Genomic DNA, 11,403 nt, shown 5'->3' with positions numbered 1-11,403 from the left:
TTTTAATTTTCTCTTCTGTTACTATGGTGTTAGCAGTAGATGCTGGTCACCACATGAAAAAAAATAAAGTAGCGGTTTATATGGCGCTTACAATTGTTGGAGGATTTATTTTCTTAGGTTCTCAAGCTTGGGAATGGAAGAATTTCATCAAAGGTGAATATGGTGCTGTTGAAACTAAAGGTGGATCTATTTTACAATTTGTGAAAAAAGGTGCTGATGGAGAATATGAAAGAGTAGCACTTGCAGATTTCGCTTTAACATTACCAGAAGATAGAGAACAATTGAATAGAAATAATGGTTTTTGGTTCATGTCAGAAGCTACAATTCCATCACATTCTATCAATGAAATAGTAGAAGGTTTTAAAGCTGATGAATCTATTTTAGTGCGAACGGAAATAATTACTGCAGAAAAAGAAAAAACAGTTTTATCCAGAGAAGAATCATTAAAGAGACTAGCCGAAACAAAATATGTTGTAGAAGGAGCTAACTTAGTTAGAAATGAATATGGTAGTAAATTATTTGCTAACTTCTTTTTCTTCATAACAGGTTTCCACGGTTTCCACGTATTTACTGGAGTTATGATCAATATCATTATTTTCTTTAATATTTTATTAGGAACTTACGAAAAAAGAAAAAGTTACGAAATGGTTGAAAAAGTAGGATTGTATTGGCACTTTGTCGATTTAGTATGGGTGTTTGTATTCACTTTCTTCTACTTAGTATAATTTATTAATAATAGCATATCATGGCACAAGCACACGAATCACATACAGGAAGAATTTGGAAGGTATTTATAATTCTATCAATAATAACTATTGTTGAAGTTTTGTTTGGTATTTTTAAGCCTAAATCATTATACTTCAATAATTTTATGGGTATGACTTTACTAAATTGGTTATTCATTATTTTGACCATTGTTAAAGCATACTATATCACTTGGGCTTTCATGCATATGGAGGGCGAAAACAAATGGTTAAGAAGATCTATAGTTTGGACAGTTGTTTTCCTAATCTTATATTTATGCTTTATTGTTTTAATTGAAGGAGCATACGTTTTTGATATTTATAAATCCGGACACATCAAGTGGAATTTTTAACACTTGTTTCTATAATTTAATCCCGATTTACATCGGGATTTTTTTTACTTTTGTATGAACTAAAATTAGTATAACTAATGAAAAATAAATTAGTCCTCATATTACTCTTTGTATTGCCTATTGCAATTTATTTAATATTCTCTACGGCAACGCACAATTCTCTTTTTTTACCAACTATTTCTAAAGCTAATGCAGATATCCCTGCAAACTGGGTAGGATTAAATCAAGAGAAAATAAGTATGAAGGATAAAATTACGGTTTTAGGATTCGTAGGAAATAACGTCATTGAAAACAGAGGTAATTTCTTTAATTTAAATCAGAAAATTTATAATAAATATAAAGGATTTAAAGATTTTCAAATGGTGATGGTTACTACTGCTGGAAATGAAGCAAAAGCCAAACAAATACTTGAAGAGTTAGCACCAATTACAGGCGAAATGACGGGATGGAAATTTGTTTTTGCAACTCCCGAAGAAATTCAAAATTTTTATGATAGTTATAAATTAGTTGGAAAATTAGATACAAATTTTGGTACACCTGATGTAATTATTGTCGACAAAGAATTAAATCACCGCGGGAGAAAAGGTAAAAACAAAAAAGGTAAAAAAGAGTATAAGGAAAGTTACAATACTATTTCTGCAGCAGATTTACACAATGAAATGACCGATGATGTTAAAATCATACTTCGCGAGTATCGTTTAGCGCTTAAAAAGAATAATAACGCCCGAAAAGATGCTTTTAGAGATAATATCAAAGATAATATTGAACGAAATAAATAAAACATCGAATGAAAAATAAATCATATATCGGAATTTCATTCATAATTTTGATTTTTGGAATTTGGACCGTAAATGAATTAATTTCTAGAGGTAAAAAATCAGATTTAGTTGAAATTGGTCCCGTTCCTGCATTTGAATTAACCGATCAAAACGATAAGAAAATTTCGGATAAAGATTATTTAGGAAAAGTATATGTGGTGGAATTCTTTTTTTCGACTTGTCCTACAATTTGCCCTAAGATGAATCAAAGTATGTTGCAATTGCAAGAAGCGTTTTATGGAAACCCTAATTTCGGTTTAGCATCCATTACCATTGATCCAGAACATGATACTGCCGCTGTTTTAAAAGAGCATGCAGATTTATTAGGCGTAAAACACTACAATTGGCATTTTTTAACGGGCGATAAAGAATATATTTATAATTTAGCGAATAAAGGGTTCAATTTATATGCCGGAGAAAATAATAAAGCGGCTGGTGGATTTGAACATTCAGGCTTATTTGCTTTAGTAGATAAAGAGGGGAAAATTAGATGCAGAAAAGATACTCAAGGCAATCCAATTTTATATTACGATGGACTTGAAGCTTCGGGAGTAGAAGCAATAAAAGAAGATATTAAAAAATTATTAGAAGAATAGGTTTCAAAACAATTTTTAAAACTTATATGAACTTATATTTTTTTAATTAGTTCACATAAAGAGAATAACTTGCATGACTTATATGTTTAAAAATAAAAAAGATGGAAAATAATATAGAAACAAAATACAATAAATTAATAGTTGTTTTATCGATTGCAATACCAGTAGTTGTTGCTTTGCTTTTTGGGATTAATTTAAAGCGAATGGGTTTTGATGTAGAACCTTTATCGTTTTTACCACCTATTTATGCCACTATTAACGGGATAACCGCTATAATTTTAGTAGCTGCTGTAATTGCAATTAAGAACGGAAATCGTAAACTTCACGAAAACTTAATGAAAACGGCTATCGCTTGTTCGGTTGCATTTTTAGGAATGTATGTTGCCTATCACATGACTTCAGATTCTACAAAGTTTGGAGGTGAAGGGATCATTAAATATGTATATTATTTCATTTTAATAACTCATATTGTGTTGTCAGTTATCATTATTCCTTTGGTTTTAACTACCTATGTAAAAGCGTGGTCGCAACAATTTGATAAACATAAAAAAATTGCTAAAATTACCTTTCCAATTTGGTTATATGTTGCGGTTACAGGTGTAATTGTTTATTTAATGATTTCACCTTATTATGCTCACTAAAGATAAAAAGGGAAAAGGGAATAGGGAAAAGGGAAAAAGTTTACAAATAGTTGTTTTTACTATTGCCTATTGCCTATTGCCTATTGCCTCAAAAGCTCAATGTGCTATGTGTCGTGCCGCACTTGAAAGTGAGGAAGGCGGTGTAAAAGCGGAGGCTGTTAACGACGGAATTGTCTATTTAATGGCTATTCCGTATGTTTTAGTTGGTGTTATTGGTTATGCCATTTACAAAATGCGCTACGGAAAGAAGAAAACACAGTAAATTTCATCTTCTAAATTAATCCATCCCGTCTATACTGATTCTCATTTTTCCTGAAGTAGTAATGAATGCAATAATGGCTTTGTCTGTTAATTCTACTTTTTCAAATTCGAAATCATTTAAAGTTCCGTTAACAAAAACACCTTTCATGGGCGAATAATTTGCTAAATAGGGATTCATACTTTTTTTGCCTTCCTCTAAATTTCCTTTAATTGAATAGCGACAATTTTCTTGAATTTTCTTCAAAATAGTTCCTTGCATGAGCCAGTTTGCTGATTTCATTAAAATACTTTTGGTATTTAATACATATTCCATTTGATCAAAGTAAATTTCTTTGGTAATAGCATTGTAATTAGGAATTCCCGATAAATATATAGTTCCGTTGATGCTTCCTAACACCTCTAATGCAATAACTATTTTCCCATCTTTGTGCCACAAATCAACTTTTTGAACGACAATTTTTCTGCTTCCCGATGCAAATTCTTGTCCTTGAAAATTTTTGGTTACAATTTTACTAGCACTTTCATAAGTGGAAACAGCAACTACTGAAGCGGTTGTTTTTTCTGGAATATCAGAAACTGGTTTTAAGACAATTTTTGAGGCGTCAAATCCATTTTTAGGCTGTTGTCCCACCATGGTTTGCATATTACATTTCAGACCCATGTTCATAGTTATTTTTGATTTCGAAAGCTTTGCATCGGTAACATATAATTCGATAGGAACCATTTTAAACCAAGTTTCATAGAGTTCGCTCGTGATAAATGGAGTACTCAATTTTTCAACAACAGCGAGTACATGGGGTTTAAAATCACAAGTTTTATCAATGGCTTGATCTATTTTTTTTGCAATTTTCGACTTAAAAATACCCAACGTTGGATTAATAATATAGGTAATCGGAACATTTTTCCCGGCTACTAAAATACTCGGACTCTCATTCCATTCAAAACTCTCAATTTTGGAAGAAGTTGTAAGTTTCCAGTTGGTTAAATTTGAAGCGCTGTTTAACGTAATAGTTCCATTTAAATTAATTTCACGCGTGTCATTTAATCCCATAAAATCAGTTCCATATTTAAATTTTGCCCATATTTTTAAGGGTATAGCCGAAATAATATTCCCATTTTTTTCGGATAATTTAATAGGTGCAGTTTTCCAAATTTTCATTTCTGTTTTGTCGTCATTTAAAATGGTATCGTTGTAGATTAATCCGTTTAAATTTTTGTTTAACTGATGCTCTATTTCTTTTAGTGTTATTTCTATAGGCATCGTTACAAAGGAAATTTTGTTTTTATACACCAATGGTGCATCATTTGACGGGTTAGGCTTTAACGCTTCAATTTTTTTTGTAGTTCCACAGGAGAGCATTAGAAAAAGGGAACTGAAAATAATAAATTTGACAAAAAAAGATCGTTTCATAGTGGGTAATAATTTTTTTTCGTTGTAAAAGTAAAATTTTAATTGATATCTGTAACAAAATTGCAAAAAAGAGGTCTTATAAGAAATGAGATTTAAAGTATATAAAATGATTTCAAAAAAAATAATACTATTGTTTCTTTTTGTAGGGTTACAATTGACTGCCCAAAACAAAAAATGGACACTAGAGGAATGTGTGGATTATGCCATTAAAAATAATATTTCTATTAAGCAATCAGAGTTAGATTTAAAAACTTCTTCTATTGAAAAAATGGAAGCACTAGGTGGTTTTTTGCCCACTTTGAGCGCTAATGCAAATTACAGCATTAATACTGGAGCAAGTATTAACCCTGTAACAAATCAATTTCAAAACGAAACTTTTAAATCGTTTTCTGCTGGCGCTAGTTCAAATGTAACTTTGTTCAATGGTTTGGCAAATTGGAAAACATTGCAAAGAGCCAAATTAAATAAAATTGCAAACGCTTACCGTTTGGATAAAATGAAAGATGATATTGCACTTTCGGTAGCAAATTCTTATTTGCAAATTTTGTTCAACAAAGAACAATTGAAAGTTCAAAAAAATCAAAATGTAATCACAAAAGAAAATCTTAAAAGAACACAAGATTTAATTGAAGCGGGAACTGTTCCTGCAGGTGATATTTATGAATTACAAGCTACTGATGCTTCACAACAACAGCAAATTATTAGTACTGAAAATGCTTTAATAATTTCAAAAATTGCGTTGTGTCAAACTTTGTTGATTGAAAATTATGATACGTTTGATATTTCAGATGAAACTATAGATTTACCACTTTCAAACGTAAGTAACGAAACTCAAGAAGCAATCTTAGCAAAAGCAAAAGAATCGGTTAAAGATGTAAAAATTGCCTTATCAAATGTTGATGTTGCTAAAAAAGATTTGGCTATTTCGCGCTCTTCTTATTTACCAACGCTAACAGGTTTTATTGGTTACAACACTCGATGGTCTGAAAGCACACCGTTTAATTTTGCAGATCAATTATCATTGTTTGATGGAACTGCAATAGGTTTACAACTTAATGTGCCCATTTTAAATGGATTTTCTACTAGAGGAAGAGTACAACGAGCAAAAATTAATCAAGAACGAGCAGAATTTCAATTAAAACAAGCCGAGTTAGATTTAGAACGTAATGTATATCAAGCTTATAATGATGTGAGTAATGCCAAAAAATCTTTTGAAGCAGCCCAAAAGTCTTTAGAATCTAGAAAACAGGCTTTTAATTTTTCAAAAGAAAGATATGATGTAGGATTGCTCAATGCGTTTGATTTTTCTCAAGCGACACTTGCTCTTGAAAATGCGCAATCAGAGGTGATACGAACAAAATATGATTATATTTTTAGAACCAAAATACTAGAATTCTATTTCGGAATACCATTAATCAAAAAACAATAATAAAAAATTAAATAATTTAGTTATGTCAAAGAAAACCATATTCATTTTATTAGGAAGTGCTATTGGATTAATCCTGTTATTAGTTGGACTTAAAAAAGGAGGCGTTATCGGAAATACTGATGATTCAAAAATAGTTGAATTATCAAAAGTTGCACAAACTACAATAGTTGAAACGGTATCGGCAACGGGAAAAATTCAGCCCGAAATTGAAGTAAAAATTTCTTCAGAAGTTTCAGGTGAAGTAATTGCATTGCCAATAAAAGAAGGGCAACAGGTTAAAAAAGGAGATTTATTGGTTCGAATTAATCCCGATTTATATGAATCTGGAGTGAATCGTTCAGTAGCTTCTATGTCCACCACAAAAGCCGGATTAAGTCAGGCTGACGCGCAAGTAAAAGAAGCAAAGGCAAACTATGATCGTAACAAAAAATTATTTGAAAAAGGGATTATTTCAAAAGCTGAATGGGATCGAATTGTTTCTGCGTATGAAGTGGCTGTTGCTAATAAACAATCAGCATATTATCAAGTACAAAGTGCTTCTGCAACAGTAACTGAAGCAAAAGATAACTTAGGAAGAACTACTATTTATGCACCAGCTGATGGTACAATTTCTTTGTTGAATATCGAATTAGGAGAGCGTGTTTTAGGAACACAACAAATGGCAGGTACTGAAATTCTTAGAATTGCAAACCTAAACAATATGGAAGTTGAAGTGGATGTAAACGAAAATGACATTGTAAAAATTAATATTGGCGATTCGGCAAATATTGAAGTGGATGCATATTTAAAAAGAGAGTTTAAAGGAATTGTTACGAGCATATCCAATTCGGCAAGTACTGCTTTAACAGCTGATCAAGTAACTAATTTCAAAGTAAAAGTTAGAATTCTTAAAGAATCATATCAAGATTTATTAGACGGGAAACCTGAAAATTATTCGCCATTTAGACCAGGAATGACCGCTACAGTAGATATTATTACCAAGCGCAAAGAAAACATCGTTGCGGTGCCAATTAGTGCCGTGGTGATAAAAGACGATACTACTTCGGTAAAAAAAGACATTGTTGCAGAGCTTGAAAAAGAAGAGCAACAGAAAAAAGGAACCGCTCCAAAATCTGATAAAAAGTTTGAATGTGTTTTTGTAAAAGTAGGCGATAAAGCGAAACTTCGTGTAGTAAAAACAGGTATTCAAGACGATTCAAATATTGAAATTATTTCAGGATTAAAACCTGGTGAAGAAATTATTATTGGTCCATATACAACTGTTTCTAAGGATTTAGCGTCTAATGATAAAGTAAAAGTAGAATCGGAAAAGGATAAGAAAGAAAAAACGGAAAGAAAAAAATAAATAGATTACCCATATTTGAGTTAGATAAGGCGCTAGAAATAGCGTCTTATTTTTTTTAATCTAGATTCCTTAGTAACTTTGCCATTCAAATATCATTCATGTCATATATTTTAAACATAGAAACCGCCACAAAGAATTGTTCAGTAGCTTTAGCTAAAGATGGAAAAACAATTGTTTGCAAAGAATTAGCAACAGAAAATTTCTCACATGCTGAAAAATTACATGTTTTTATTGAACAGATTTTAGTGGAAAGTGATGTTCAGTTTTCTGAGTTGAATGCCATTGCGGTAAGTCAAGGTCCTGGTTCTTATACAGGGTTGCGAATAGGTGTTTCTTCGGCAAAAGGATTCAGTTATGCGTTAAATATTCCGTTGATTGCAATTGACACATTACAGCTTTTAGCAAAACAAATTCAAATAGAAAATGGTATTATTCTTCCGATGATTGATGCTCGAAGAATGGAAGTTTTTTCTGCAATGTATGATTCAAATTATAATCAAATTAGAGCAACACAGGCCGAAATTATTGACGAAAGTTCTTACCATGAAATTTCTGAAATAATCCATTTAGTTGGCGATGGAATCGGAAAATTTACTAGCACATTAACTGATGAAAAATTTATGTTTCATAATGAAGTGGTATATCCATCGGCCAAAGAAATGAGCGCATTATCTTTTGAGAAATTTCAAAATTCTGACTTTGTTGATGTGGCGTATTTCGAACCTTTTTATTTAAAAGATTTTCTTTTGATTAAATAATGTACTAACTGACTCTGAAATTAGTTTTTTCAAAGTTATATTTTGGATTTTATATTTTCAAAGGAGTTTTCAGGTTGCAAACAGCTTTTATTTTCACACAAGTAAAATAAGGTTTTGTTTGGCACGAATCGGTGATTTAAAAAGGGTAAAGAGCTATTTTTTGTGCTTCCTGCAATAATAAGATTGGGATGAAATTCGCTATTCACTTTTGATAATTCGTTTACTGCATTTTCACCACAAATTGCCAGTTCTTTCCCAATATTTTTAGACATCCATAATTTCATCCAATTTGAATAAGCCGAAGCATAGTCGATTTTTATAGTAATATGATGCAACATTTGATTGACTAATTTTTCATAATAAGTATTGTGAAATAAAATACTTAAAACGTGTAAATTACTTGCCATAACTGAGTTTGCAGCTGGAATAACATTATCTTCAACTTCAAAATGTGGCGCTATTAATTGAGCGGCATTTCGGGCTGTAAAAGCAAAAAATTGTTGTTGTTCATCATAAAATTGCTCCAAACAATAATCGGTTAGTTGTTTTGCATTTAAAAGATATTCTGTATTGAACGTAACTTGATATAATCGAATAAAAGCCTCTATGGTAAAGGCATAATCTTCTAAAAACCCTTCTATTTTAGCACTATCGTTTTTAAAAGAATGCCATAAATGCCCATTGCTTGCCCAAAGATTTTCCATTATGAACGATGCATTTTTTTTGGCAGCATCCAAATATGTTGTATTGCCTAGTGCGGCATAAGCATTTGCATATCCCTTTAGCATTAGCGCATTCCAAGAAGTTATACGTTTATCATCTAATCTTGGTTTTGGTCTTTTGTTTCTTATTTCCAGTAATTTATTTTCCCAATTTTTCTTTTTTTCAATTAGAATACCAACTGAAATTCCATTCTTTTGAGCAATTTCAGTATTACTTTCTTTTTGGATCAACACATAATTGTCGTGTTCCCAAAAACCAAAGGGATTTATATTGAAAACCTCGGCAAATAAATTAAAATCCTCTTTTAAAATCGACTCTAATTCAGTTTTGGTCCAAACATAAAATGCTCCTTCTTCTAAATGATTGTTTTTGTCTAAGCTATCAGCATCTAATGACGCATAAAAACCGCCATGATTATCGGTTAGTCCCTCTTTTATGAAGGCAATTGTTTTTTCAATAACTTCTTTATATAGTGGATTATGACTTCGTTTGTAAGCATCTGCATATACAGAAATTAATTGGGCATTATCATATAACATTTTTTCAAAATGAGGAACATGCCATTTCATGTCTACCGAATAGCGTGAAAAACCTCCGCCAAGCGTATCAAATAATCCACCAAAGGCCATTTTTGTTAGCGTTAAGTCGACATGATTAATAACGTCATCATTTTTAAAAGTAAAACCATAACACTGTAGAAAATCTAAGTTACTTGGCATCATAAATTTTGGTGCTCTGGTGTAACCTCCATATTCTAAATCAAAACTTTTTTGCCATTTTTTAACTAAAACATGAATATTCTCAAATGGGAATTCGTCCAAATGTGTGTTGTGTGCAACAATTCCTAAACTCGTTAAACCTTCATGGAGTTTTTCAGCATACTCAATAACTTTTACAGGGTTTTCTTGATATATTTTTGAAAGTTGTGCCAAGGTATTGATCCAATTTTCCTTATTCACGTAGGTTGCTCCCCAAACGGGTCTTCCATCGGGCAAACAAACAACATTTAAAGGCCATCCTCCTTGACCTGTCATCATTTGTAATGCTTTCATATAAATTGCGTCAACATCAGGACGTTCTTCTTTGTCTACTTTAATTGAAATAAACGATGCATTCATAAGCTGGGCGACATCTTCATCTTCAAAACATTCATGCTCCATAACATGACACCAATGACAAGCGGCATAGCCAATACTCACTAGAATGAGCTTGTTTTCTTTTAGGGCTGTTGCCAACGTATTTTCATTCCATGCTTTCCAAAAAATAGGATTAGTTGAATGCTGTAATAAATACGGACTAGATTCTAAATGTAATTCATTCATAAAAAAAGCGTTCATTTATAGAACGCTTAAAGGTAAAATATTTTTAAATCTTATTAGCCATTAATAGCTTCAACTTTAATGTCTTGGTCTTTTAACATGTCTTTTAGCATGTTTTCAATTCCGTTTTTCAATGTAAAAGTAGAAGAGGGGCAACCACTGCAGGCACCTTGTAAGATTACTTTTACTCTTTTTTCGGCGGGATCAAAAGAATCAAAAACAATGTTTCCACCATCACTTTGAACAGCAGGCTTTACATATTCTTCTATAATGTTTATAATTTGTTGCGATGTAACGTCTAAATTTTCAAAATAACTTTCTTGTTGTTTTTGATGATTTTCAGTTTTTACAACAGCCGATTCATCAATTACTGTTCCGCCATTTTCAATAAATCCTTTAATAAAAGTTCTTAATTCTAGCGTAATTTCATCCCATTCTGTCACTGAAAATTTTGTAATAGAGACATAATTTTCATCAATGAAAACTTCTTTAACAAATGAAAATTTAAAAAGTTCTTTTGCTAATGGCGAGGCTGCTGTTTCGTCAATATTTTTGAATTCTATCGGAGTTTTTGTCAGTAACTTATTACAAGCAAATTTTAATACTGCCGGATTTGGAGTGGTTTCAGCATATACAGTTATGGGCATTTTTTTATTTTTATTTTCTTCAATTTTTAAAATTTCGCCGCCGTTTTTAATGAAATCTTCAATTTGTTCGGCAACATCGCTTTGAACATCTTCCCATTCCACAATAGAAAATTTTTCAATTGCTATAAAATTTCCCGAAATATATACCGTTTTAACAAATGGTAAAAAAAACAATTGTTTTGCTAAAGGAGATTGTTGCGTTTCATCGATATTTTTGAATTCAAAATTTTCAGTTCGAACGATAAATTCGTCAAATTCAAATTTTAAAATAGCAGGATTGTTTGTTGGTTTTATACTTGTAATTTGCATTTTAGTTTTCTTTTTGCAAAGATAAGAACAAATAGACGTTCATCGATTAT

12 protein-coding genes are annotated in these 11,403 nt (G+C 31.4%); 9 read left to right on the top strand and 3 right to left on the bottom strand.

Annotation, left to right across the window (positions count from 1 at the left end):
• The 6 genes from ACIQZC_RS05865 to ACIQZC_RS05840 all read left to right on the top strand — a co-directional run.
• A partial coding sequence (locus ACIQZC_RS05865) for a cytochrome c oxidase subunit 3 (RefSeq protein WP_396138304.1) occupies positions 1 to 725 on the top strand: 725 nt, incomplete at its 5' end.
• Between the two features lie 20 nt (positions 726 to 745).
• Positions 746 to 1,096: a cytochrome C oxidase subunit IV family protein gene (locus ACIQZC_RS05860; RefSeq protein WP_396138303.1), complete on the top strand. Its 351-nt coding sequence runs from the start codon at positions 746 to 748 to the stop codon at positions 1,094 to 1,096.
• 77 nt (positions 1,097 to 1,173) lie between these two features.
• The gene (locus ACIQZC_RS05855) at positions 1,174 to 1,875 is read left to right on the top strand and encodes a hypothetical protein (protein ID WP_396138302.1); all 702 of its coding nucleotides are present in this window, start codon (positions 1,174 to 1,176) and stop codon (positions 1,873 to 1,875) included.
• A gap of 8 nt (positions 1,876 to 1,883) precedes the next feature.
• Complete coding sequence (locus ACIQZC_RS05850; protein ID WP_396138301.1) at positions 1,884 to 2,510, top strand: SCO family protein; 627 nt, start codon at positions 1,884 to 1,886, stop codon at positions 2,508 to 2,510.
• A gap of 101 nt (positions 2,511 to 2,611) precedes the next feature.
• A complete protein-coding gene (locus tag ACIQZC_RS05845) occupies positions 2,612 to 3,151 on the top strand; it encodes a DUF420 domain-containing protein (RefSeq protein WP_396138300.1) in 540 nt (179 codons plus the stop codon).
• Positions 3,141 to 3,413 carry a hypothetical protein gene (locus ACIQZC_RS05840; RefSeq protein WP_396138299.1) on the top strand — a complete coding sequence of 91 codons (273 nt, stop codon included), beginning with the start codon at positions 3,141 to 3,143 and terminating at the stop codon, positions 3,411 to 3,413. Before ACIQZC_RS05845 ends, ACIQZC_RS05840 begins: the two co-directional genes overlap by 11 nt.
• 15 nt (positions 3,414 to 3,428) lie before the next feature.
• Here ACIQZC_RS05840 and ACIQZC_RS05835 read toward each other — a convergent pair whose 3' ends face one another.
• The gene (locus ACIQZC_RS05835) at positions 3,429 to 4,823 is read right to left on the bottom strand and encodes a DUF4403 family protein (protein ID WP_396138298.1); all 1,395 of its coding nucleotides are present in this window, start codon (positions 4,821 to 4,823) and stop codon (positions 3,429 to 3,431) included.
• An 85-nt stretch (positions 4,824 to 4,908) separates the two neighbouring features.
• Between ACIQZC_RS05835 and ACIQZC_RS05830 the strand changes: the two genes are divergently transcribed.
• From ACIQZC_RS05830 to tsaB, 3 genes are all read left to right on the top strand, one after another.
• On the top strand, positions 4,909 to 6,252 hold the full coding sequence (locus ACIQZC_RS05830) for a TolC family protein (RefSeq protein WP_396138297.1): 1,344 nt from the start codon (positions 4,909 to 4,911) through the stop codon (positions 6,250 to 6,252).
• 22 nt (positions 6,253 to 6,274) lie between these two features.
• Positions 6,275 to 7,597, top strand: coding sequence for an efflux RND transporter periplasmic adaptor subunit (locus tag ACIQZC_RS05825; RefSeq protein ID WP_396138296.1), 1,323 nt, complete (start codon positions 6,275 to 6,277; stop codon positions 7,595 to 7,597).
• 98 nt (positions 7,598 to 7,695) lie between these two features.
• Entirely contained in the window at positions 7,696 to 8,355 is a 660-nt protein-coding gene (gene tsaB / locus ACIQZC_RS05820; protein ID WP_396138295.1) for a tRNA (adenosine(37)-N6)-threonylcarbamoyltransferase complex dimerization subunit type 1 TsaB, read from the top strand.
• Positions 8,356 to 8,390: 35 nt separating this feature from the next.
• Here tsaB and ACIQZC_RS05815 read toward each other — a convergent pair whose 3' ends face one another.
• Together ACIQZC_RS05815 and ACIQZC_RS05810 are read right to left on the bottom strand one after the other, a co-directional pair.
• On the bottom strand, positions 8,391 to 10,415 hold the full coding sequence (locus ACIQZC_RS05815) for a thioredoxin domain-containing protein (RefSeq protein WP_396138294.1): 2,025 nt from the start codon (positions 10,413 to 10,415) through the stop codon (positions 8,391 to 8,393).
• 38 nt (positions 10,416 to 10,453) lie between these two features.
• Positions 10,454 to 11,353 carry a NifU family protein gene (locus tag ACIQZC_RS05810; protein ID WP_396138293.1) on the bottom strand — a complete coding sequence of 300 codons (900 nt, stop codon included), beginning with the start codon at positions 11,351 to 11,353 and terminating at the stop codon, positions 10,454 to 10,456.
• Positions 11,354 to 11,403 lie beyond the last annotated feature (50 nt).

The sequence above is a fragment of the Flavobacterium sp. genome (genome assembly GCF_044338735.1).
Lineage (GTDB): Bacteria > Bacteroidota > Bacteroidia > Flavobacteriales > Flavobacteriaceae > Flavobacterium.
Note: the sequence above shows the minus strand (reverse complement) of the source record. Positions and strands in the feature narration are given on the sequence as shown.

Excerpts from the sequence above, each read along its gene's own strand:
- ACIQZC_RS05860 (WP_396138303.1), top strand. The coding sequence starts at position 746 with ATGGCACAAGCACACGAATCACATACAGGAAGAATTTGGAAGGTATTT.
- ACIQZC_RS05855 (WP_396138302.1), top strand. The coding sequence starts at position 1,174 with ATGAAAAATAAATTAGTCCTCATATTACTCTTTGTATTGCCTATTGCA.
- ACIQZC_RS05850 (WP_396138301.1), top strand. The coding sequence starts at position 1,884 with ATGAAAAATAAATCATATATCGGAATTTCATTCATAATTTTGATTTTT.
- ACIQZC_RS05845 (WP_396138300.1), top strand. The coding sequence starts at position 2,612 with ATGGAAAATAATATAGAAACAAAATACAATAAATTAATAGTTGTTTTA.
- ACIQZC_RS05840 (WP_396138299.1), top strand. The coding sequence starts at position 3,141 with ATGCTCACTAAAGATAAAAAGGGAAAAGGGAATAGGGAAAAGGGAAAA.
- ACIQZC_RS05835 (WP_396138298.1), bottom strand. The coding sequence starts at position 4,823 with ATGAAACGATCTTTTTTTGTCAAATTTATTATTTTCAGTTCCCTTTTT.
- ACIQZC_RS05830 (WP_396138297.1), top strand. The coding sequence starts at position 4,909 with ATGAGATTTAAAGTATATAAAATGATTTCAAAAAAAATAATACTATTG.
- ACIQZC_RS05825 (WP_396138296.1), top strand. The coding sequence starts at position 6,275 with ATGTCAAAGAAAACCATATTCATTTTATTAGGAAGTGCTATTGGATTA.
- tsaB (WP_396138295.1), top strand. The coding sequence starts at position 7,696 with ATGTCATATATTTTAAACATAGAAACCGCCACAAAGAATTGTTCAGTA.
- ACIQZC_RS05815 (WP_396138294.1), bottom strand. The coding sequence starts at position 10,415 with ATGAACGCTTTTTTTATGAATGAATTACATTTAGAATCTAGTCCGTAT.
- ACIQZC_RS05810 (WP_396138293.1), bottom strand. The coding sequence starts at position 11,353 with ATGCAAATTACAAGTATAAAACCAACAAACAATCCTGCTATTTTAAAA.